The organism is Streptomyces sp. S07_1.15 (assembly GCF_020739505.1).
Lineage (GTDB): Bacteria > Actinomycetota > Actinomycetes > Streptomycetales > Streptomycetaceae > Streptomyces > Streptomyces xinghaiensis.
The window spans coordinates 5,660,319-5,682,700 of record NZ_JAJBZK010000001.1; the positions used below are offsets into that span (position 1 = coordinate 5,660,319).

Here is a 22,382-nt window from a genome sequence, read left to right on the forward strand (position 1 = left end):
GGCGGAACCGCCCCGGGGGCTGAGGAAGCCGCCGCCGGCATGGGGGATCGTAGGGGCGGGCCCCAGGCCCTTCCGCCGGCCGGCCGTGCCCGCCCGGCGCCGTCCGGCGTGCCCTCCCGGGACGTGTCCCCGGGAGCCGGATCCGACGAACCTCCGGAAAGCGAGACCCGCACCCATGTCCTGGCTGTCCCGTATCAGCCTCGTCCAACGGGGGCTGGTCGCCCTCATGGCGATCGTCGCGGTGGTCTTCGGGGCCATCGCGATACCCCAGCTCAAGCAGCAGTTGCTGCCCTCGATCGAACTGCCGATGGTGTCGGTGATCGCCCCGTATCCGGGCGCGGCCCCCGATGTGGTGGAGAAGCAGGTCGTCGTCCCGCTGGAGGACGGCGTCCAGGCGGTGGACGGCATCACCGGCGTCACCTCCACGGCGGGCGAGGGCTCCGCGGTGATCATGGCGCAGTTCGACTACGGGGACGGCACCGACCGGATCGTCGCCGATGTCCAGCAGGCCGTGAACCGGGCCCGCTCCCAGCTGCCGGACGGCGTCGACCCGCAGGTCGTCGCGGGCTCCACGGACGACATCCCGGCCGTCGTGCTCGCCGCCACCTCCGGCGAGGAGGACCAGCAGGCGCTGGCCGGCCGCCTGGAGCGTTCGGTGCTGCCCGTGCTGTCGGACATCGAGGGCGTCGGCCAGGTCACCCTGGAGGGCGTGCGCGACCGGATCGTCGCCGTCACCCCGGACGAGAAGAAGCTCGCCCGGGCCGGGCTGAGCACCGCGGCGCTGACCCGGGCACTGCAGGCGAACGGCGCCACGATGCCCGCCGGGTCGTTCGACGAGGACGGCCGGAACCGCACGGTGCGCGTCGGCGGCGGCTACACGAGCCTGAAGGAGATCGAGGACCTGCGCCTCACCCCGGCGGCGGGCGAGCCGAGCGGCCCGGCCGCGGCGGGGGCCGCGGGCGCCGCCGGAGCGGAACGGGCCGCGGCCCCCGTCCGCCTCGGTGACGTCGCGGAGGTCGAGGAGCGGCCGGACGAGGCCACCTCGCTCACCCGCACCAACGGTGAGCCCAGCCTCGGCGTCGTCCTCACCATGGGCCAGGACGGCAGCGCCGTCGCCATCTCCGAGGCCGTCGCCGAGACCCTGCCCGAGCTGGAGCGGAGCCTCGGTTCCGGCGCCGGGCTGACCGTCGTCAGCGACCAGGGGCCCGCGGTCTCCAAGTCGATCGAGAGCCTGACCACCGAGGGGCTCCTCGGCCTCGTCATGGCCGTGATCGTCATCCTCGTCTTCCTGGTGTCGCTGCGCTCGACGCTGGTGACGGCGGTGTCCATCCCGCTCTCCGTGGTGGTCACCCTGGTGGTGCTCTGGTCCGGCGACCTGTCGCTCAACATGCTCACGCTGGGCGCGCTGACCATCGCCGTCGGCCGGGTCGTCGACGACTCGATCGTCGTCCTGGAGAACATCAAGCGGCACCTGGGCTACGGAGAGGAGCGGCAGCGGGCCATCCTCGGCGCCGTCCGCGAGGTGTCGGGGGCCATCACCTCCTCGACCCTCACCACCGTGGCCGTCTTCCTCCCGGTCGGGCTGGTCGGCGGCATGGTCGGCGCACTGTTCGGCGAGTTCTCCCTGACGGTGACGGTCGCCCTGCTCGCCTCGCTGATCGTCTCGCTGACGATCGTGCCGGTGCTCTCGTACTGGTTCCTCCGCGCCCCCGGGGCCGCGGACGGCGGTACGGGGACCGACCCGGAGACGCTGCGCCGCGAGGCCGAGGAGAAGGAGGCGGGCAGCCTGCTGCAGCGCGCCTATGTGCCAGTGCTGCGCTTCGCCACCCGCCGCCGGGTCACCAGCCTGCTCATCGCCGCGGCGGTGCTCGCCGGCACCTTCGGCATCACGCCGCTGCTCAAGACCAACTTCTTCGACCCCGGGGCCACCGACACCGTCTCCATCAAGCAGGAACTGCCCCCCGGCACCGGCCTCTCCGCCTCGGACGAGGCCGCCGCGAAGATCGAGCGGATGCTCGACGGCATCGACGAGGTCGCCGACCACCAGGTCACCGTCGGCTCCTCCGGCATCATGGCGGCCTTCGGCGGCGGCCGGGACGCCAACCAGGCGACGTACCAGGTCCGGCTGAAGGACTCGGACGGATCCGCCGTCGTCGTCGACAGGATCCGGGAGGGCCTGGCCGGTCTCGGCGAGGACATCGGGGAGACCACCGTCTCCGCCGGCGACGGCTTCGGCAACCAGAACCTGAGCGTCGTCGTCAAGGCGGCCGACGCGGAGGTGCTGCGCGAGGCCGCCGACCGGGTCCGCGACGCGGTGGCGGAGCTCGACGGCGTCACGGACGTCCAGAGCGACCTGTCGCGGTCCGTGCCCCGGATCTCCGTCTCGGCCAAGCCGGAGGCCGCCCGGTACGGCTTCACGGAGAGCGCCCTCGGCCAGGCCGTGACCCAGGCCGTCCGCGGCACCACCGCGGGCACGGCGGTGCTGGGCAACGCCGAGCGCGAGGTCGTGGTGAAGTCCGCGCGGCCCGTCACCACCGAGGCCGGGCTGCGCGGGCTGGAGCTGCCCACCCCCGCGGGCCCGGTACGGCTCACGGAGGTCGCGGAGATCGAGTCGGTGCCCGGCCCCGTGAGCACCACCCGGATCGACGGCGCCCGCGCCGCGACCGTCACCGCCAAGCCGGCCGGTGACAACACCGGGGCGGTGAGCGCCGAACTCCGGACGACGCTCGATGCCCTGGACCTGCCCGAGGGCGCCGAGGCCGAGATCGGCGGCGTCTCGCAGGACCAGGACGAGGCGTTCTCCGCGCTGGGGCTGGCCATGCTGGCGGCCATCGCCATCGTCTTCATGCTGCTGGTGGCGACCTTCAAGTCGCTGGTCCAGCCGCTGATCCTGCTGGTGTCCGTCCCGTTCGCGGCCACCGGCGCGCTGGGCCTGCTGGTGCTGACCGGCACCCCGATGGGCGTCCCTGCGCTGATCGGCATGCTGATGCTGATCGGCATCGTGGTCACCAACGCCATCGTGCTGATCGACCTCGTCAACCAGTACCGGGCCCAGGGGTACGGGATCGTCGAGGCGGTGATCGAGGGCGGCCGGCACCGGCTGCGGCCCATCCTGATGACGGCCCTCGCCACGATCTTCGCCCTGCTGCCGATGGCGCTCGCCGTCACCGGCGACGGCGGGTTCATCTCGCAGCCGCTGGCCGTGGTGGTGATCGGCGGCCTGGTCACCTCGACGCTGCTCACGCTGCTGCTGGTGCCGACGCTCTACGCGATGGTCGAGCTCCGCAAGGAGCGCCGCGCGGCGAAGCGGGCCGCCCGGCGGGAGCGGTCCGGTGAGGGCCCGGCGGGGGAGTCCGGCTCGCCGGACGGCGCCAGGGAGGCCGAGCCGGCCGGCGTCTGACGCGCAGGCCGGGAGGCCGGACGGCGGGAGCCCGAACGGCGGAAGGCCGACGGCGAGAGGCCCGCCCCGCACCAGGACGGTGCGGGGCGGGCCTCTCGCTCGCCGTCGGGCCGCGGCTACGGCAGGGCGAGCATCCGCTCCAGCGCGACCTTCGCGTACTTCTCCGTCTCCCGGTCCACCTGGATGCGGTTGACGACCCTGCCGTCCGCCAGCGACTCCAGGGCCCAGACCAGGTGCGGCAGATCGATCCGGTTCATCGTCGAGCAGAAGCAGACCGTCTTGTCGAGGAAGGAGATCTGCTTGTCCTCGGCGGCGAAACGGTTCGCCAGCCGGCGGACGAGGTTGAGCTCCGTGCCGATCGCCCACTTCGACCCGGCGGGCGCGGCCTCCAGGGTCTTGATGATGTACTCCGTCGACCCGACGTAGTCGGCCGCGGCGACGACCTCGTGGCGGCACTCCGGGTGCACCAGGACATTGACGCCCGGCACCCGCTCGCGCACCTCGTTGACCGAGTCCAGCGAGAAGCGGCCGTGCACCGAGCAGTGCCCGCGCCACAGGATCATCTTCGCGGAGCGCAGCTCCTCGGTGGTCAGCCCGCCGTTCGGCTTGTGCGGGTTGTAGACCACGCAGTCGTCGAGGGACAGGCCCAGGTCCCGTACGGCGGTGTTGCGGCCGAGATGCTGGTCGGGGAGGAAGAGCACCCGCTCGCCCTGCTCGAACGCCCAGTCGAGCGCCCGCCGGGCGTTGGAGGAGGTGCAGATCGTGCCGCCGTTGCGCCCGGTGAAGGCCTTGATGTCGGCGGAGGAGTTCATGTACGAGACGGGCACGGTCGACCCGGCTATGCCCGCGTCGGTCAGCACGTCCCAGCACTCGGCGACCTGCTCGGCGCTGGCCATGTCGGCCATCGAGCAGCCCGCGGCGAGGTCGGGGAGGACGACCTGCTGGGCGTCGCCGGTGAGGATGTCCGCGGACTCGGCCATGAAGTGCACACCGCAGAAGACGATGTACTCGGCCTGCGGCCGTGCGGCGGCCTCCCGGGCGAGCTTGAAGGAGTCACCGGTCACATCGGCGAACTGGATGACCTCGTCCCGCTGGTAGTGGTGGCCGAGGACGAAGACCTTGTCCCCGAGCTTCGCCTTGGCCGCCGCGGCGCGGGCCACGAGGTCCGGGTCGGACGGCGCGGGCAGATCGCCGGGGCATTCCACACCGCGTTCGCTCCCGGGGTCGGCCTCGCGGCCGAGCAGGAGGAGAGCGAGCGGTGTCGGAGACACGTCGAGAGGCTGGGCGGTGGTCACTGCACGCACCTTTTCCTGTTCTGCAGACACCCTTTTCGTCTGAATGACGCTATCTATCATAACCGCTTCACGTCACGTTGACGATGCCGCTTGTGTCGATGTGGCGCATCCGTCCGGCGGGCGGGCCCGGCCGGAACTGTCTCCTTCCGGGCGGGTGTGCGAGCATGAACAGCGGAAGTGATGGCGATACCGCCGCCCGGAATGAATCCGGGGCGCCGTGGGTTGAGCCGACGGCAAGCGATCCGTACAACCCGGGAGAGAAGCAGATGTCCGTTCAGGACGAGAAGACCACCGCGAGTGACGGCATCCTCCTGTCCGACGCGGCCGCGAGCAAGGTCAAGGCGCTGCTGGAGCAGGAGGGCCGCGACGACCTCGCGCTGCGGGTCGCGGTGCAGCCCGGGGGCTGTTCCGGTCTCCGCTACCAGCTCTTCTTCGACGAGCGTTCCCTCGACGGCGACGTCGTGAAGGACTTCGACGGGGTCAAGGTCGTCACCGACCGGATGAGCGCTCCCTACCTGGGCGGTGCCTCCATCGACTTCGTCGACACCATCGAGAAGCAGGGCTTCACCATCGACAACCCCAACGCCACCGGTTCCTGCGCCTGCGGCGACTCGTTCAGCTGACCCGGCCGGCCGGACGCGGGACATACCGGAGGCGGCGGACCGTGCGGTCCGCCGCCTCCGGCGTGCCCGGCCGTCCCCGCCGCGGGAGGCCGGGGGCGCTCACTTCTTCCGCGGGACGCGCTCGCCGTCCGCGGCGTCCACGACCTGCCGGTCGCCCAGCGGCTCCTTGAGCTCCACCGTCTCCTTCATCATCTTCGCCATCTTGACGCAGGCGCGGCCCGGTTCCTTCTCGGTGCCGGTGATCCGGACGGTGACCCGCTGCTCGGTGCTCTCGGCCGACAGTTCGTAGTCGGTGCAGACCCCGCCCCAGAAGCGGACCGTCAGCTTCCGGCCGTCCGCGCTGTAGGTCTCCACCCGGGTCAGGTCCTCGTCGCCACCCGGCTCGCCCGGCTCGGCGGGCCCGGAGGTCGGCCGGTCCCCGGGGGCGGACGAGCCGCCGTTCCCCGCGATGTGCTCCGGCTTCACCGCCGGATAGGTCACCGTGAAGGTGTCACCCTCGCCCGCGCCCGGCGCCTCCACGGTGAACAGCCAGGCGGGCACCAGGGCCTGCTTCCCGGCCACGAAATGCGCCGCGTAGCCGAAGACGGCCTTCCGTACCGTGGCCGGCCCGGGCTTCGCCGGGGTACTCCGGCCCGGCTCGCTCCGCTCGGTGTTCTCTCCGCCGGAACCCTCCTCGGCGGCGGGGCCGTCCTGTGCGGGATCGTCCTGTGCGGGGCCGTCCTGCGCCGGATCGTCCTGGCCGGACCGGACCGGCGCGGGCAGGGTGCTCGGCGCGGCGGGGGGCTCCCCGCAGGTCGGGCTCCCCGGTCCGGAGCCGTCCACGTGCGGTACCGCAGAGGCGCAGCCGCCGAAGCCGATCCGTCCGCCGCCCGCGGACCTGTTGAGCCGCTCCAGCGCCTCCTCCGCGCCCAGCAGCGGATACTCGGGGCCCTTCTCGAGCTCCGCCAGATGCCCGCTGCCGCCGACCACATCACCCCCCGGCCCGATCCGCAGGCCGGTGTGCCGGCCGTAGGTGGGCCGACCGTCCACCACCGGGTCGGCGTTCACCACCCGTACGGCGCCCATGGCCGTACCGGCGTCCACAGCAGCGTCCGCCAGGCCGGCGGCCTTCAGCACGGGCCGGGCGGCGCTCTTCGCCTCCGCCTCGGAGACGGGCTCGCCCTCGGCGGGGCCGTCCGGCGGTACGGGGCACTTCGTGGACGAGGAGGAGCTGTCCGAGCCGGACCCCTTCCCGGGCCCGTCCTGCTCCTTCTCCTTCTTCTCCGGCCCGGCCGGCGGCTCCGCGCAGTCGTCGCTGCCGCCCGGGCCGTAGCGCTGGTACGTCCAGGTGCCGGGAGCGTTCCTGGCGACGTCCAGCTTCGGGCCCGTCGCGTCCCGGAGCGGGCCGAACTTCCAGGTGTCACCGGCCAGTCGCGCCGGGCCCGGCACGTCCAGGGCCCGCGCCAGCCGCTCGGCGGCGGCGCGGCCGACCTCGCCCCGGGGATGGTGCACGGGGGCGGAGTCCGGGCCGTCCGGAAGCTCGCCCTCCGCGATGTAGGTGCGTCCGGCGGGGTCCGGTTCGCCGGGGGCGACCCCCGGGCCCTCCGCCGCTCCGCCGTATCCGTCCAGCCGCAGGGGAGGGGGGTCGCCCGCCGCGGGCGCCGAACCGCCGTCGCCCGCGGTGGAGGCCCAGTACGCCCCGCCACCGCCGGCGAGCAGCACCGCCACCGCGACCGACGCGGCGATGATCGTGGAACGCCGCTGCCGCGGCCTGTCCGGGGCGTGCTGCTCCGGTGCGTCCTCCGGAGGTCGCTGGGTGCTCACCGCATCGCTCCTATCGCTCCGCTCGACGCGGGACGGCGGTGCGCGCCGGTCCGCGTATCGGTCCCTCTCGCGCCCCTTGACCGGGACACGCCGATGGGACGGAGCGGAGGAGCGTACGGTTCCCCCTTTCGGGTGCGGGGATTCCGCTATCCGGACGGACTCAGTCGCCGTACTCCGACATTCCGTCCAGAAGCCGCGCGGAGGAGGCCGGGACCCGGACGCCGTGGATCCGCGACGGCGGTACGGGCTCGGCGTGCGCCGCGGCGCCCGCCCGCCAGTGCGGGGCCATCCGCGAGCAGTCGCCGCGGAGTTCGGCCAGTCCGCCGTCCAGCTCCAGCGGCGTGGGGTCGGTGGTGACCGGCAGCGCGGGGGATCCGGGGTGGTGCGGTGTGATCGGCATGACGACTCCTGGGCCGGGCTGGGAACCGCACAGGCGGAACGCCTGTCTCCTCGCACCGTATGCATCCCGGCCCGGGCGAAGAAAGCCCTACTATCGGGTAGTTTTCACCGGTCGGAGGCGCCGCCCGGACCGGGTAGCGTGAACCGTCCCCTTCCGCCGCCCGCAGGAGAAGCCCGCCGTGCGTATCGCTGTCACCGGCTCCATCGCCACCGACCATCTGATGACCTTCCCCGGCCGCTTCGCCGACCAGCTCGTCGCCGACCAGCTCCACACGGTCTCGCTCTCCTTCCTGGTCGACGCCCTGGACGTGCGGCGCGGCGGCGTCGGCGCCAACATCTCCTTCGGCATGGGGCAGCTCGGCGTCCGCCCCGTCCTGGTCGGCGCCGCCGGACCGGACTTCGACGAGTACCGCGCCTGGCTGGAGCGGCACGGCGTGGACACCGGCTCGGTGCGGATCTCCGAGATGCTGCACACCGCCCGCTTCGTCTGCACCACGGACACCGACCACAACCAGATCGGCTCCTTCTACACGGGCGCGATGAGCGAGGCCCGCCTGATCGAGCTGAAGTCGGTCGCCGACCGGGTCGGGGGGCTGGACCTCGTCCTCATCGGCGCGAACGACCCGGAGGCGATGCTCCGCCACACCGAGGAGTGCCGGACCCGGAACATCCCCTTCGCCGCCGACTTCTCCCAGCAGATCGCCCGGATGACCGGCGAGGACATCCGGATACTCCTCGACGGCGCCACCTATCTCTTCGCCAACGAGTACGAGAAGGGACTCATCGAGTCCAAGACCGGCTGGACCTCCGAGGAGATCCTGGGCCGGGTCGGCACCCGTGTCACCACCCTCGGGGCCAACGGCGTGCGGATCGAGCGGAGCGGGGAGGAGCCGATCGAGGTCGGCACCGCCGAGGAGGAGGCCAAGGCCGACCCGACCGGCGTCGGCGACGCCTTCCGCGCCGGCTTCCTGGCGGGCGTCGCCTGGGGCGTCGGCCTGGAGCGCGCCGCCCAGATCGGCTGCATGCTGGCGACCCTCGTCATCGAGACCGTCGGCACCCAGGAGTACGAACTGCGCCGCGCCCATTTCATGGACCGCTTCACCAAGGCGTACGGCCACGAGGCCGCGGCCGAGGTCCGGGCCCATCTGACCTGAGCCGGCGGGCTCCCCGGGGACTGCCCGGTCCTAAGCCCGGCGGCGCACCAGGTACACCGCACCGCGCTCCGCCGGGCGTTCGCCCGCGTACTCCTGGTCCCGCATGGCGCACCAGGCCGGGATGTCCAGGCGCGCGGCCTCGTCGTCGGCCAGGACGGCGACGAGCGCGCCGTCCGGCACCTCCCCGATGACCTTGGCGAGCTCGATCACCGGGACCGGGCACCGCCGTCCCAGCGCGTCCACGGTCAGCGCGGGCTCTTCGGCGCCGGGCCCCTCCGCCCCGGCCGCTTCCGGAGCGGCGCCTTCCGCGGGCTCGGCCCGCTCCGCCGGGGCCCGCTCCGCCCCGGCCCCCGCGGCCTCCTCCTCCGGCAGGGGCGCCCCCAGTCGGCCCCGCACCTCGCCCACTGTCTCCGGCAGGACGGCGAGGAACCGCTCGACGTCCTCCGCGGCGGTCCCGGCCGGCAGGGACACCCGGACGTTGCCCTCGGACAGCACTCCCATGGCGCGCAGCACATGACTGGGCACCAGCGTGCTCGCCGTGCAGGAGGAGCCCGAGGAGACCGAGAAGCCCCGCCGGTCCAGTCCGTGCAGCAGGGCCTCCCCGTCGACATAGAGACAGGAGAAGGTGACGAGATGCGGCAGCCGCCGCACCGGATCGCCCACCACCTCGACATCCGGCACCAGTTCCGGCACCCGCGCCCGGATCCGGTCCACCAGGGCCCGCAGCCGCGCCGCCTCCCCCTCCGCCTCCTGCCGCACGGCACGGAGCGAAGCGGCCGCGGCCAGCACCGCCGGGATGTTCGGGAAGCCCGCGGCGCGGCCCGACTCCCGCTCGTCCGCCGGCCCGCGCGGCGCGAACCGCACGCCCTTCCGTACGGCCAGCAGCCCGACCCCGGGCGGCCCGCCCCATTTGTGGGCGCTCGCCGTCAGCAGCGACCAGCCGCCGTCCACCGGCCCCCACGCCAGCGACTGCGCGGCGTCCACGAGCAGTGGCACCCCGGCGTCCCGGCACGCCTCGGCGACCTCGGCCACCGGCTGCTCGGTGCCCACCTCGTGGTTGGCGGACTGGAGGCAGGCGAGCGCGGTGTCCGCGCGCAGCGCCCCGGCGTAGCGCCCGGCGTCCACCCGGCCGGTCCGGTCCACGCCGACCTCCTCCACGGTGCCGCCGTCCGCGGCGTGGGCGGCGGCCGACTGCAGGACGCAGGAGTGTTCGACGGCCGAGACGAGCAGATGCCGCCCGACGCGCCGGCGGCCCGCGAGGGCGCCGGCCATCCCGTCGTACACCGCCCGGGTGCCGGAGGAGGTGAAGACCAGTTCGTCGGGCCGGCAGCCGGCCGCCTCGGCGGCGGTCTCCCGGGCCGCGTCGAGCAGCATCCGGGCGCGCCGGCCCTCGCGGTGGAGCCGTGCCGGGTCGGCCCAGCCCTCGTCGAGCGCGGCGAGCAGGGCCTGCCGGGCGACGGGGTGGAGCGGCACGGAGGAGGCGGAGTCGAAGTAGGCCACGCCCCGACGCTAACCCCTGCCCGGCGGGTCCGACACGCCCGTCCCGTACGGGCGCCCGGGCAGGGCCGTTCTGGGCCCCGCGACCTCCCGAAAGGCCCCCGCTCACGGGGTGCGGAGGGCCGCGTTCCCCACCTTCGGGGAGTCGCGCGGCGCGTTGGGCACCCTCCCCGCGCGACGTGAAATGGCGTCCAGTAGGGTTTGGTCCGCATAAACATCCAAACCCCTGCCCGCGACAAGGGCCGGCGACCGAACGCAGAGACGGCCGCAGGTCGGCGGGCGAGACTCTCGGGAAGGCGCTACGTGAGTCCCAACGGCTCCGACCGCTCGTCGCGGCGCCCGATGCGGCGGAAGCTGCCGCAGGCGCTTGCCGCGGGCCTGGTCCTGGTGACCGCCACCGGTTGCACATACGAGGACTTCCCCCGCCTCGGAATGCCCACCCCCATCACAGAAGAGGCGCCGCGGATCCTCTCCCTGTGGCAGGGATCCTGGGCCGCCGCGCTCGCCGTGGGCGTGCTCGTCTGGGGCCTGATCCTGTGGAGTGTCATCTTCCACCGGCGTTCCAGGACCAAGGTCGAGGTTCCCCGGCAGACCCGGTACAACATGCCGATCGAGGCCCTCTACACGGTGGTCCCGCTGATCATCGTCTCCGTGCTCTTCTACTTCACCGCGCGTGACGAGAGCGAGCTGCTGAAGACCTCCAAGGAGCCCGACCACGTCATCAACGTGGTGGGCTACCAGTGGAGCTGGGGCTTCAACTACATGGAGGACGTGGACGGCGACCCGGCGACGCCCGGGACGCTGCCCAAGGAGGTCTCCTCCATCGCGGAGAAGAAGCTGGAAGGCGTCCCCGAGGGCGCCGAGGGCGTCTACGACGCCGGCACGCCCGGCGACCGCAACCCGCAGAACGGCAACCCGGGCCCGACCCTGTGGCTGCCCAAGGGCGAGTCGGTCAAGTTCATCCTGACCTCGCGGGACGTCATCCACTCCTTCTGGGTGGTGCCGTTCCTGATGAAGCAGGACGTCATCCCGGGCCACACCAACCAGTTCCAGGTGACTCCGGAGAAGGAGGGCACCTACATGGGCAAGTGCGCCGAGCTGTGCGGCGTCGACCACGCCCGGATGCTCTTCAATGTGAAGATCGTTTCTCCGGAGCGCTACCAGCAGCACCTGAAGGACCTGGCGGAGAAGGGCCAGACCGGCTACATCCCTGCGGGTATCACCCAGTCTGATGCCGCCAAGAACGCGGAGACCAACAACCCATGAGCATCCTCAACGAACCCCAGGGTGCCGCTGCCGCAGCGACGGCTGCCGCAGCACCGCCCGTGCGCGTCAGGAAACCCGGGAGCGTGGTGGTCGACTGGCTGACGACCACCGACCACAAGAAGATCGGCACGCTCTACCTGGTCACCTCGTTCTTCTTCTTCTGTGTCGGCGGTGTCCTGGCGCTCATCATGCGCGCGGAACTCGCCCGGCCCGGTACGCAGCTGGTCTCGAACGAGCAGTTCAACCAGGCGTTCACGATGCACGGCACGATCATGCTGCTGATGTTCGCGACGCCGCTCTTCGCCGGTTTCGCCAACTGGATCATGCCGCTGCAGATCGGCTCGCCCGACGTGGCGTTCCCGCGGCTGAACATGTTCGCGTACTGGCTGTACCTCTTCGGCTCGCTGATCGCGCTGGGCGGCTTCCTCACCCCGCAGGGCGCCGCGGACTTCGGCTGGTTCGCCTACACCCCGCTGTCCGACGCCATCCGCTCGCCGGGTGTCGGCGGTGACATGTGGATCATGGGCCTCGGACTCGGTGGCTTCGGCACGATCCTCGGTTCGGTCAACTTCATCACCACGATCATCTGCATGCGCGCTCCCGGCATGACGATGTTCCGGATGCCGATCTTCACCTGGAACGTGCTGCTGACCGCGGTGCTGGCGATCATCGTCTTCCCGGTGCTTGCCGCCGCGTTCTTCGCGCTGGAGGCGGACCGCCAGTTCGGCTCGCACATCTTCGACGCGGCCAATGGCGGGGCGCTGCTGTGGCAGCACCTCTTCTGGTTCTTCGGCCACCCCGAGGTGTACATCATCGCGCTGCCGTTCTTCGGCATCGTGTCGGAGATCATCCCGGTCTTCAGCCGGAAGCCGATGTTCGGTTACATCGGCCTGATCGCCGCGACGATGGCGATCGCGGGCCTCTCGGTGACCGTCTGGGCGCACCACATGTACGTCACGGGCGCCGTCCTGCTCCCGTTCTTCTCCTTCATGACGCTGCTGATCGCGGTGCCGACCGGTGTGAAGTTCTTCAACTGGATCGGCACCATGTGGAAGGGCAGCCTGAGCTTCGAGACCCCGATGCTCTGGACGGTCGGCTTCCTGATCACCTTCGTGTTCGGTGGCCTCACCGGCGTCATCCTGGCCTCGCCGCCGCTGGACTTCCACGTGTCGGACTCGTACTTCGTGGTGGCGCACTTCCACTACGTGGTCTTCGGCACGGTCGTCTTCGCGATGTTCGCCGGCTTCCACTTCTGGTGGCCGAAGTTCACCGGCAAGATGCTGGACGAGCGGCTCGGCAAGATCACCTTCTGGACGCTGTTCGTGGGCTTCCACGGCACGTTCCTGGTGCAGCACTGGCTGGGCGTGGAGGGCATGCCGCGGCGTTACGCGGACTACCTCGCCGCGGACGGCTTCACCGCGCTGAACACGGTCTCGACGATCGCCTCGTTCCTGCTCGGCCTGTCGCTCCTGCCGTTCTTCTACAACGTCTGGAAGACCGCCAAGTACGCGCCGAAGGTCGAGGTCGACGACCCCTGGGGCTACGGCCGTTCGCTCGAATGGGCGACGTCCTGCCCGCCCCCGCGGCACAACTTCCTCAGCCTGCCGCGGATCCGCTCCGAATCCCCGGCCTTCGACCTGCACCACCCGGAGATCGCCGAGATCGACACACTCGAAGCCCGGGAAGCGGTGGCCGGCAAGGCCCTCGCCGGTGACAAGGAGGCCGCGAAGTGAAGATCCAGGGACACGTCTTCCTCTGGCTGTCGCTCTTCTTCCTCACCGTCACCATCGTCTACGGCCTCTGGTCGAGGGAGCCCGTCGGTACCACGGCGCTCTTCCTCTCCTTCGGCCTGACCGTCATGGTCGGCTTCTACCTGGCCTTCACGGCCCGCCGCGTGGACACCGGCGCCCAGGACAACCTGGACGCCGATGTCGCGGACGACGCCGGGGAACTGGGCTTCTTCAGCCCGCACAGCTGGCAGCCGCTCTCGCTGGGCATCGGTTCCGCGCTCGCCTTCCTGGGCGTCATCTTCGGCTGGTGGCTGCTGTACTTCTCGGCACCGATCCTCCTCATCGGACTCTTCGGCTGGGTGTTCGAGTACTACCGCGGCGAGAACGCCACCCAGTAGCGCACCACCGCACGCACACGCGCCGGGCCCGGAAGCAGCCGCTTCCGGGCCCGACCCGTTTGGCCCATCCGCCGCGCCGGACCGCCCGGCATTTCATAGCTTGTGGCTTATGAACCACAACCCGCGCATACGCACCGTTCTGGGCAGCGGCCTGCTGATAGGCGGGCTGGTCACGGCCACCGCCGCCTGCGGCGGCTCCGGACCCTCCCTGACCGACAAGCCCTACGACGCCACCGGCCAGATAGCCTTCAGCGGCGACGGGAGCGAGGGGCGCGCCCTCGACCCGGACAAGCCGCTGGAGATCACCGCCAGGAGCGGCGGCGGACGGATCACCGACGTGACCGCCACCGACACCGCGGGCCACCGAATACGCGGCGAGCTCAACGACGACGGAACCCGCTGGCGCAGCACCTCCCAGCTGACCGCCGGTGTCCGCTACACCCTCCGGGTGAGCACCGAGAACCGCGGCGGCGCCCCGGGGCTGCGCGTCATCCACTTCGAGACCGCGCCCGCCGACCGCCGGCTGCGCGTCACCTTCGGCCCGGACGCCGGGACCTACGGCGTCGGCCAGCCCATCACCGCCGAACTCAGCCGTCCCGTCCGGGGCCGCGCGGCGCGCGGCCGCGTCGAGAGCTCCCTGCAGGTCGTCTCACGGCCCCGCGTGGCCGGCGCCTGGCACTGGGTGGACGAGAAGACGCTGCACTACCGGCCACGCGACTTCTGGCCCGCTCGCGCCACCATCGAGGTGCGCAGCGCCCTGGGCGGCGTCGAGGCCGCGAAGGGGCTGCGGGGCGGCTCCTCGAAGCCGCTGCGGATCCGCACCGGCCCACGCGTCGAGGCGGTCACCAACGCCCGCACCCACACCCTGACCTTCAAGCGCGACGGCAAGGTCGTCCGCACCATTCCGGTCACCACGGGCAAGCCCGGCTTCGAGACCCGCAACGGAACCAAGATCGTCCTGGCCAAGGAGGCCTTCGTCAGGATGCGCGGCACCAGTGTGGGCATCGCGGCGGGCAGCGCCGAATCCTACGACCTGCCGGTGCACTGGGCCGTCCGGGTGACCTGGAGCGGCGAGTACGTACACGCGGCGCCGTGGTCCGTCGGCTCGCAGGGCTCGGCCAACGTCAGCCACGGCTGCACGGGCATGAGCATGGCCAACGCCAAGTGGTTCTTCGACCATGTGCGGCTCGGCGACATCGTCAAGGTCGTCGGCAGCGAGGGCGAGACGATGACGCCGTTCGACAACGGGTTCGGCGACTGGAACCTGGACTGGGCGAAGTGGTCGGCGGGCAGCGCCCTGCACGGCCCCGCCGAGCAGGAGGATGCCGGACCGGCCGAACCGGCCCGGCTGCGCCCCCAGTTCTGAGCCCCGGGGCTCAGGCGTCCACGGCGGGCCGGGCGCGCAGCAGGCCCGCCAGGGCGCCGGCGAACTCCACCGGGTCGACCGGGTGGGTCACCGCGGCCTCGGCCCGGCTCCAGGTGGCCAGCCAGGCGTCCTGCGGGCGGCCGATCAGCAGCAGGACGGGCGGGCAGCCGAAGATCTCGTCCTTGATCTGCCGGCAGACGCCCATGCCGCCCGCGGGCGCCGTCTCGCCGTCCAGCACGCACACGTCGATCCCGCCGGCGTCCAGGGCGCTCAGCACGGCCGGCAGCGTGGCGCACTCCAGGAACTCCACCGGGGGCACGTCGGCGGCCGGGCGCTTGCCCGCCGCCAGTCGCACCTGCTCGCGCGTCCTCGCGTTGTCGCTGTAGACCAGGACCGTGGCGGTCGGCTGCATCGTTCCTCCAGGCTTGCGGCGTACGGACGGCACGGTGGTGTGTGGAGCCGTTGCGGCGGATGCTACTCCGCCGGAGCGGCGGGGGAGGAGGGGCGGGCGGATCCACGATCCCGCCCGGGCCGGACGGTCCGGTTCCGCACGGGGCGGCCGGGGCGGCGACGACCGCGGCACCGGGCCGCCCGGAGCCCGTGGAAGCCGCCGTTCCGCCGCCCCGCGGAGCCCGCGGAATGGGCCGAAAGAGCAGCGTGTACGGCCTTGACACACCGAACGGCACCCCCGGGGTGAGCGCTGGATAAGCGACCGACATAATGTCGGTCGTGGCGACAGCAACGACAGTAGACACCGGGCACGCGCACCCGTCGGTCAATCGACCGAACCTCACCAGCGTCGGAACCATCATCTGGCTGAGTTCCGAGCTGATGTTCTTCGCGGCCCTCTTCGCGATGTACTTCACCCTGCGATCGGTGACCGGAGCCGAGTTCTGGTCGGAAAAGGCGGACGCACTCAACTTCCCGTTCGCGGCGGCCAACACCACGATCCTGGTGCTCTCCTCCCTCACCTGCCAGCTCGGCGTCTTCGCCGCCGAGCGCGGTGATGTGAAGAAGCTCCGCTCGTGGTTCGTGGTCACCTTCATCATGGGCGCCGTCTTCATCGGCGGCCAGATCTTCGAGTACACCGAGCTGGTGAAGCACGAGGGCCTCTCGCTCTCGTCGGACCCGTACGGCTCGGCGTTCTACCTGACCACCGGCTTCCACGGACTGCACGTGACGGGCGGACTCATCGCCTTCCTGCTGGTCCTGGCCCGGACCTACGCGGCCAAGAGGTTCACCCACGAGCAGGCCACGTCGGCCATCGTCGTGTCGTACTACTGGCACTTCGTCGACGTCGTCTGGATCGGCCTCTTCGCCACGATCTACATGATCAAGTAATCGGTCCGACGGACCCGCACCACACCAAGCCAGAAGCATCGACGCAGAAGATCCTGACACCGGGGTAATCCGTGAAAAAGCTCTCCGCACGACGGCGCCATCCGCTGGCGGCGCTTGTCGTCCTACTCTTCGCGCTGGCGGTCACCGGGGGGCTGTACGCGGCGTTCGCACCCGCGGACAAGGCCCAGGCCGACACCACCGCTCAGTCCCTTGCCATCAAGGAGGGCAAGCAGCTCTACACCACAGGCTGCGCGAGCTGCCATGGCACGGGCGGTCAGGGGACCTCCGACGGCCCGAGCCTGGTCGGAGTCGGCGCCGCCGCGGTCGACTTCCAGGTCGGCACCGGCCGGATGCCCATGCAGCAGCCGGGCGCCCAGGCCCCGAAGAAGCCGGTGGTCTACTCGCAGGCCGAGATCGACCAGATGGCCGCGTACATCGCCTCGCTCGGCCCCGGCCCGGCCGTGCCGGCGAAGGAGGCCTACGACCCCGAGGGCGCGGACATCGCCAAGGGCGGGGAGCTCTTCCGCACCAACTGCGCGCAGTGCCACAACTTCACGGGCCGGGGCGGCGCCCTGACCGAGGGCAAGTACGCCCCGAACCTCGAGGGCGTCTCGAACAAGCACATCTACGAGGCCATGCTGACCGGCCCGCAGGCCATGCCCGTGTTCCCCGACTCGACCACGCCCGAGCAGGACAAGCGGGACATCATCGCCTACATCAACACGGTGAACGGTGAGGATTCGGCCAACCCGGGCGGCCTGGAACTGGGCGGCTTCGGTCCGGTCACCGAGGGCCTGTTCGCCTGGACCTTCGGCCTCGGCGCGATGATCGCTGTCGCCATCTGGGTCGCCGCCCGGACCGCAAAGGCCAGGAAGTCATGAGCGAGACTGGATCGAACAAAGACGTGTCCCAAGAATCCCTGCCGAGTGAGCAGGCAACGGCTCACGACGGCGCGGTGACCCCCGCGGGCAACCCGTTCGCGGACCCGGGCCTGCCGCCCCACCAGCCCCGCATCCAGGACATCGACGAGCGGGCCGCCAAGCGCTCCGAGCGCACCGTCGCCCTGCTCTTCGTCGTGTCCATGCTGGCCACGATCGGCTTCATCGCCAGCTACGTGGTGTTCCCGATCGACAAGATCGTGTACATCTTCCCGTTCGGTCACGTCAGCGCGCTGAACTTCGCCCTGGGCCTCACCCTCGGCATCGCGCTGTTCTGCATCGGCGCCGGCGCGGTCCACTGGGCCCGCACGCTGATGTCCGACGTGGAGATCGCGGACGAGCGGCACCCCATCGGCGCCGAGTCCGAGGCCAAGGCCACGGTGATGGCCGACTTCCGGCAGGGCGCCGCCGAGTCCGGCTTCGGCCGGCGGAAGCTGCTCCGCAACACCCTCTTCGGCGCGGTGGCCCTGGTGCCGCTCTCCGGCGTGGTGCTGCTGCGCGACCTCGGCCCGCTGCCCGGCGACAAGCTCCGGCACACGCTGTGGGCCAAGGGCAAGCTGCTGGTCAACCAGAACACCAACGAGCCGCTGCGGCCGGAGGACATCCCGGTCGGATCGCTGACCTTCGTCAAGCCCGAGGGCCTGGAGGAGGACGACCACGAGTTCAACGTGGAGATCGCCAAGGCCGCCGTGATGGTCGTCCGGATTCAGCCGGAGGACATCAAGGACAAGAAGGAGCTCGACTGGTCGCACGAGGGCATCGTGGCGTACTCGCGGATCTGTACCCACGTCGGCTGCCCGGTGACCCTGTACGAGCAGTCCACCCACCACGTGCTCTGCCCGTGCCATCAGTCGACCTTCGACATGGCCGACGGCGCGCGGGTGATCTTCGGCCCGGCGGGCCACGCCCTGCCGCAGCTGCGGATCGGTGTCAACCAGGACGGCTACCTCGAAGCCCTCGGTGACTTCGCGGAGCCCGTCGGCCCGAGTTTCTGGGAGCGCGGATGAGTACGGCGACCGACAACCGGCGCAAGGCGCCCGCGGGAGAGCGGGTCGCCGACTGGGCGGACGGACGGCTGGGGATCTACACCCTGGCCAAGACCAACATGCGCAAGATCTTCCCGGACCACTGGTCCTTCATGCTGGGCGAGGTCGCGCTCTACAGCTTCATCATCATCATCCTCACGGGTGTGTATCTGACGCTGTTCTTCGTGCCCAGCATGGCCGAGGTGGAGTACCACGGCGCCTACGTGCCGATGCACGGCGTCCGGATGACGGAGGCCTACGCCTCCACCCTCGACATCAACTTCGACGTGCGCGGCGGTCTGCTCATCCGGCAGATCCACCACTGGGCGGCCCTGATCTTCCTGGCCTCCATGTTCGTGCACATGATGCGGGTGTTCTTCACCGGTGCCTTCCGCAAGCCGCGCGAGGTCAACTGGGTGTTCGGCTTCCTGCTGTTCGTGCTCGGCATGTTCACCGGCTTCACCGGCTACTCGCTCCCGGACGACCTGCTCTCCGGTACCGGTGTCCGGTTCATGGAGGGCGCGATCCTGGCGACGCCGGTCGTCGGCACGTACCTGTCGATGTTCCTGTTCGGCGGGGAGTTCCCGGGTACCGACGTGATCCCGCGGTTCTTCGCGGCCCACGTCCTGCTGCTGCCGGGCATCATGCTCGGCCTGCTGGTGGCGCACCTGATCCTGGTCTTCTACCACAAGCACACCCAGTTCCCCGGCCCCGGCAAGACCAACACCAACGTGGTCGGCATGCCGCTGCTGCCGGTCTACATGGCCAAGGCCGGAGGCTTCTTCTTCCTGGTCTTCGGTGTGATCGCGGTCCTCTCCGCGCTCTTCACCATCAACCCGATCTGGGCACTCGGCCCGTACCGGCCCGACCAGGTGTCCACCGGCGCCCAGCCCGACTGGTACATGGGCTTCTCCGAGGGACTCATCCGGGCCATGCCCGCCTGGGAGTTCGTGCTGCCGGGCGGCTACACGCTCAACCTCGGTGTGGCCATCCCGCTGGTGATCGTCTTCCCGCTGGTGCTGACGGTGATCGCGGTCTACCCGTTCATCGAGTCCTGGGTCACCGGCGACAAGCGGGAGCACCACATCCTGGACCGGCCGCGGAACGCCCCGACGCGTACCGCCATCGGCGCGGCCTGGATCAGCTGGTACCTGGTGATGCTGCTGGGCGGCGGCAACGACATCTTCGCCATCCACTTCGACATGTCGATCAACGCGGTCACCTGGTTCGTGCGGATCGCCTTCTTCGTGGTGCCGGTGATCGTCTTCATCGTCACCAAGCGGATCTGCCTCGGCCTCCAGCGCCGGGACCGGGACAAGGTGCTGCACGGCCGCGAGGCCGGCATCATCAAGCGCCTGCCGCACGGTGAGTTCGTCGAGGTGCACGAGCCGCTCTCGCAGGAGCAGCTCCACACCCTCACCCAGCACGAGCAGCCCAAGCCGCTGGAGGTCGGCCCCGAGGTCGACGAGAACGGCGTACGGCGCAAGGTGCCGCGGAGCCAGAAGCTCCGGGCCCGCCTCTCGCGCGGCTGGTACGGCGAGGGCTCCCAGATCCCCAAGGCGACCCCGGAGGAGTTCAAGGAGATCCAGAGCGGCCACGGCCACCACTGAGGCCGCACCCGCGGTCGCCACACAGCCCCGGGCCCCGGCCCGTCCCCTCGTGGGGCGGACCGGGGCCCTCGGTCCGTCCGGGGGCCGCGGGGTCCATACGGGCGGTCCGCGGGGGCGGTCCGTGCCGCGACCGTCCCGCAGTACGGGCACCGGCCCGTGCCGGGCGCCCCGCCCCGTTAGGCTGTGCCGGGGCCCGCCGCGGCCGGCCCCCAGGCCACCCCTTCCCCATGGACTCCAGGAGCGGACCATGAACGTCGTGACCCCGGCAGGCGGCGGCAGCGTGGCGGCCCGCACCTGGCCCGACGTGCTGACCTCACTGCTCGACGGCAGGAACCTTGGCGCCGACGACACCGCCTGGGCCATGGACCAGATCATGAGGGGCCAGGCCACCGACGCCCAGATCGCCGGCTTCGCGGTCGCGCTGCGGGCCAAGGGCGAGACGGTCGCCGAGCTGTCCGGGCTGGTCCGCACCATGTACGAGCACGCCCGGCTGATCGAGGTCCCCGGGGACACCGTCGACATCGTCGGCACCGGCGGCGACCGCGCCCGTACGGTCAACATCTCCACCATGTCCGCGATCGTGGTCGCGGGCACCGGCGCCAAGGTCGTCAAGCACGGCAACCGCGCCGCCTCCTCGGCGAGCGGCGCCTCCGACGTGCTGGAGAAGCTCGGCGTCAACCTCGAGCTCACGCCGCGGCGGGTGGCCGAGGTGGCCGGGGAGGCGGGGATCACCTTCTGCTTCGCGGTGAAGTTCCACCCGTCGCTCCGTCATGTGGCGGCGGCCCGGCGGGAACTGGGAATCCCCACCACCTTCAACTTCCTCGGCCCGCTGACCAACCCGGCGCGCGTCACCGCGCAGGCGACCGGTGTGGCCAGCGCCCGGATGGCGCCGATCATGGCGGGCGTCCTCGCCGAACGGGGCTCCTCCGCGCTGGTGTTCCGGGGCGACGACGGGCTGGACGAGCTGACGGTCACCGCCACCTCGCAGGTGTGGATCGTGCGGGAGGGCACGGTGCGCCAGGAGTCCTTCGACCCACGGGACGTGGGCGTCGATCTGGTGCCCGTCGAGGCGCTGCGCGGGGCGGACGCCTCGTACAACGCGGATGTCGCGCGCCGGCTGCTGGCGGGCGAGAAGGGCCCGGTGCGGGACGCGGTGCTGCTCAACTCGGCCGCCGCCCTCGCCGCCCTCCACCCGGCGGACACACCGCTCACCGAGCAGATCGCCGAGGGCATGGCCCGGGCCGCCGAGTCGATCGACTCCGGCGCCGCCCTCCGGACGCTGGAGCGCTGGGTCGCCGCGAGCCAGGTGTGACCCCGGGGTTCCGCCGGCTCCCTGGGGGCCGGCGGAACCCCGGCGGGCCGCCGGCCGGGGGTCCGCCTCAGCCGGTCAGGAGTCCAGGCCGATGGCGAACGCGGCCTCCAGGTCGTGCTGCGAGTAGGTGCGGAACGCCACATGGGTGTCGGTGGCCCGGACGCCGTCGACCTTGTTGATCCGGCCGGGGATCACATCGGCGAGATCGTCGTGCCGGTTCACCCGGACCATCGCCACCAGGTCGTAGGTGCCGGTGACGGAGTAGACCTCGCTGACGTTCTCCAGGGCGGCGATCGATTCGGCGATCTCCGGGATCCGGTCCACGCTGGTCTTGATGAGCACGATCGCGGTGATCACGGCTGGCTGTCTCCCTCGGTCGCCCGGTCTGCGCTGCTCACTCTAGCCGCACCCCCGTAGCGGACCCACGCCCAGAGGAAGCCGGCCAGGAAGCCGGTCAGATGCGCCAGGTACGCCACTCCGGAGCCCTCCGGCGCGCTCTGCGACGCCAGCCACTGGAGCGCGAACCAGAAGGGCAGCACCACCCACGCCGGGAAGCGCAGCGGCAGGAAGAAGAGGAACGGGAAGAGGCTGGTGACCCGGGCCCTGGGGAAGAGCAGCAGAAAGGCGCCCAGCACCCCCGAGACGGCCCCGGAGGCGCCGACCAGGGGCTGGTCGGAGGCCGGGTCCGCCGCGGCGAAGGCGGTCAGCGCGAGGTAGCCCGTACCGGCGTGCAGCAGGACGTAGCGCGCCGGGCCCAGCCGGGTCTCCACCATGCGGCCGAAGACGTGCAGGAAGAGCAGGTTGCCGAGCAGATGCAGCCAGCCGCCGTGGACGAAGAACGCGGTCAGCGGGGTGAGGAGGGCCTCCGGCGAGCCGCCGAACAGTTCGGCCGGCACCAGGCCCCAGCGCCGGAAGTGGTCGTTCTGCGCCGCGATCAGCCGGTCGCCGCCGCCCTGGGCGGGGTTGAGTCCGGAGACCGGCCCGAGTACGAAGAACAGGCAGCACAGGCCGGTGAGGGTGTGGGTCACCACGGCGGGCCCGCGGTCCGTGCTTCCCGGGGCCGGTTCCGCGGGGGGCCGGCCGCCGCCGGGGAGCCCGCGCGCCTTTCTCCGCATGCGCAGATCATGGCGTAACGGGCTCCGGCGGACGGAACGCCTCGCCGGGCGTCCACCCCGTGACCGGGCCCGGCGAGCGGGCCCGGGCAGGCCGTAGGGTTGCGGGAGAG

General features: G+C 71.5%; 19 protein-coding genes. 12 read left to right on the plus strand and 7 right to left on the minus strand.

Annotated elements, in window-relative coordinates; all coding sequences use genetic code 11:
* The first annotated feature begins 175 nt into the window (after positions 1-175).
* Complete coding sequence (locus LIX60_RS24250) at positions 176-3,400, plus strand: efflux RND transporter permease subunit (RefSeq protein ID WP_227960548.1); 3,225 nt, start codon at positions 176-178, stop codon at positions 3,398-3,400.
* Between the two features lie 116 nt (positions 3,401-3,516).
* Here the strand turns inward: LIX60_RS24250 and nadA are convergent, their stop codons facing one another.
* Positions 3,517-4,704 carry a quinolinate synthase NadA gene (gene nadA, locus LIX60_RS24255; RefSeq protein WP_227960551.1) on the minus strand — a complete coding sequence of 396 codons (1,188 nt, stop codon included), beginning with the start codon at positions 4,702-4,704 and terminating at the stop codon, positions 3,517-3,519.
* 257 nt (positions 4,705-4,961) lie between these two features.
* Between nadA and LIX60_RS24260 the strand changes: the two genes are divergently transcribed.
* Entirely contained in the window at positions 4,962-5,318 is a 357-nt protein-coding gene (locus LIX60_RS24260; protein ID WP_030543065.1) for an iron-sulfur cluster assembly accessory protein, read from the plus strand.
* A 99-nt stretch (positions 5,319-5,417) separates the two neighbouring features.
* Here LIX60_RS24260 and LIX60_RS24265 read toward each other — a convergent pair whose 3' ends face one another.
* Together LIX60_RS24265 and LIX60_RS24270 are read right to left on the minus strand one after the other, a co-directional pair.
* Positions 5,418-7,121 carry a hypothetical protein gene (locus LIX60_RS24265; RefSeq protein WP_227960553.1) on the minus strand — a complete coding sequence of 568 codons (1,704 nt, stop codon included), beginning with the start codon at positions 7,119-7,121 and terminating at the stop codon, positions 5,418-5,420.
* A gap of 160 nt (positions 7,122-7,281) precedes the next feature.
* Positions 7,282-7,521 carry a hypothetical protein gene (locus LIX60_RS24270; RefSeq protein ID WP_043470595.1) on the minus strand — a complete coding sequence of 80 codons (240 nt, stop codon included), beginning with the start codon at positions 7,519-7,521 and terminating at the stop codon, positions 7,282-7,284.
* A gap of 178 nt (positions 7,522-7,699) precedes the next feature.
* Between LIX60_RS24270 and LIX60_RS24275 the strand changes: the two genes are divergently transcribed.
* Positions 7,700-8,674, plus strand: a complete 975-nt coding sequence (locus LIX60_RS24275; protein ID WP_227960555.1) for a carbohydrate kinase family protein — start codon at positions 7,700-7,702, stop codon at positions 8,672-8,674.
* A gap of 30 nt (positions 8,675-8,704) precedes the next feature.
* On the opposite strand, the gene LIX60_RS24280 is transcribed toward LIX60_RS24275, so the two are convergent.
* On the minus strand, positions 8,705-10,174 hold the full coding sequence (locus tag LIX60_RS24280; RefSeq protein ID WP_227960557.1) for an aminotransferase class V-fold PLP-dependent enzyme: 1,470 nt from the start codon (positions 10,172-10,174) through the stop codon (positions 8,705-8,707).
* Between the two features lie 300 nt (positions 10,175-10,474).
* On the opposite strand from LIX60_RS24280, the gene coxB reads away from it, so the two are divergent.
* The 4 genes from coxB (at position 10,475) to LIX60_RS24300 (ending at position 14,931) form a co-directional block, all read left to right on the plus strand.
* Positions 10,475-11,437 (plus strand): cytochrome c oxidase subunit II, encoded by a 963-nt coding sequence (gene coxB / locus LIX60_RS24285; protein WP_227960559.1) that lies wholly within the window; start codon positions 10,475-10,477, stop codon positions 11,435-11,437.
* The gene (ctaD, locus tag LIX60_RS24290; protein ID WP_227960561.1) at positions 11,434-13,170 is read left to right on the plus strand and encodes a cytochrome c oxidase subunit I; all 1,737 of its coding nucleotides are present in this window, start codon (positions 11,434-11,436) and stop codon (positions 13,168-13,170) included. Before coxB ends, ctaD begins: the two co-directional genes overlap by 4 nt.
* Positions 13,167-13,565 carry a cytochrome c oxidase subunit 4 gene (locus tag LIX60_RS24295; RefSeq protein WP_227960563.1) on the plus strand — a complete coding sequence of 133 codons (399 nt, stop codon included), beginning with the start codon at positions 13,167-13,169 and terminating at the stop codon, positions 13,563-13,565. Before ctaD ends, LIX60_RS24295 begins: the two co-directional genes overlap by 4 nt.
* A gap of 109 nt (positions 13,566-13,674) precedes the next feature.
* Positions 13,675-14,931, plus strand: coding sequence for an Ig-like domain-containing protein (locus LIX60_RS24300; RefSeq protein WP_227960565.1), 1,257 nt, complete (start codon positions 13,675-13,677; stop codon positions 14,929-14,931).
* A gap of 10 nt (positions 14,932-14,941) precedes the next feature.
* On the opposite strand, the gene LIX60_RS24305 is transcribed toward LIX60_RS24300, so the two are convergent.
* Positions 14,942-15,343 (minus strand): hypothetical protein, encoded by a 402-nt coding sequence (locus LIX60_RS24305; protein WP_030543056.1) that lies wholly within the window; start codon positions 15,341-15,343, stop codon positions 14,942-14,944.
* A 308-nt stretch (positions 15,344-15,651) separates the two neighbouring features.
* On the opposite strand from LIX60_RS24305, the gene LIX60_RS24310 reads away from it, so the two are divergent.
* From LIX60_RS24310 to trpD, 5 genes are all read left to right on the plus strand, one after another.
* Entirely contained in the window at positions 15,652-16,272 is a 621-nt protein-coding gene (locus LIX60_RS24310; protein ID WP_125623094.1) for a heme-copper oxidase subunit III, read from the plus strand.
* Positions 16,273-16,343: 71 nt separating this feature from the next.
* Complete coding sequence (locus LIX60_RS24315) at positions 16,344-17,153, plus strand: c-type cytochrome (RefSeq protein ID WP_227960567.1); 810 nt, start codon at positions 16,344-16,346, stop codon at positions 17,151-17,153.
* Positions 17,150-18,217 carry a ubiquinol-cytochrome c reductase iron-sulfur subunit gene (locus LIX60_RS24320; protein WP_227960569.1) on the plus strand — a complete coding sequence of 356 codons (1,068 nt, stop codon included), beginning with the start codon at positions 17,150-17,152 and terminating at the stop codon, positions 18,215-18,217. The genes LIX60_RS24315 and LIX60_RS24320 overlap by 4 nt, the downstream gene beginning before the upstream one ends.
* Positions 18,214-19,845: a ubiquinol-cytochrome c reductase cytochrome b subunit gene (locus LIX60_RS24325; RefSeq protein WP_019709417.1), complete on the plus strand. Its 1,632-nt coding sequence runs from the start codon at positions 18,214-18,216 to the stop codon at positions 19,843-19,845. Before LIX60_RS24320 ends, LIX60_RS24325 begins: the two co-directional genes overlap by 4 nt.
* A 247-nt stretch (positions 19,846-20,092) precedes the next feature.
* Positions 20,093-21,157, plus strand: a complete 1,065-nt coding sequence (gene trpD, locus LIX60_RS24330) for an anthranilate phosphoribosyltransferase (RefSeq protein ID WP_227960571.1) — start codon at positions 20,093-20,095, stop codon at positions 21,155-21,157.
* A 75-nt stretch (positions 21,158-21,232) separates the two neighbouring features.
* On the opposite strand, the gene LIX60_RS24335 is transcribed toward trpD, so the two are convergent.
* Both LIX60_RS24335 and LIX60_RS24340 read right to left on the minus strand, forming a co-directional pair.
* Positions 21,233-21,514, minus strand: a complete 282-nt coding sequence (locus LIX60_RS24335) for an Lrp/AsnC family transcriptional regulator (RefSeq protein WP_227960573.1) — start codon at positions 21,512-21,514, stop codon at positions 21,233-21,235.
* Positions 21,511-22,272, minus strand: a complete 762-nt coding sequence (locus LIX60_RS24340; protein WP_227960576.1) for a rhomboid family intramembrane serine protease — start codon at positions 22,270-22,272, stop codon at positions 21,511-21,513. Before LIX60_RS24340 ends, LIX60_RS24335 begins: the two co-directional genes overlap by 4 nt.
* Positions 22,273-22,382: the final 110 nt, after the last annotated feature.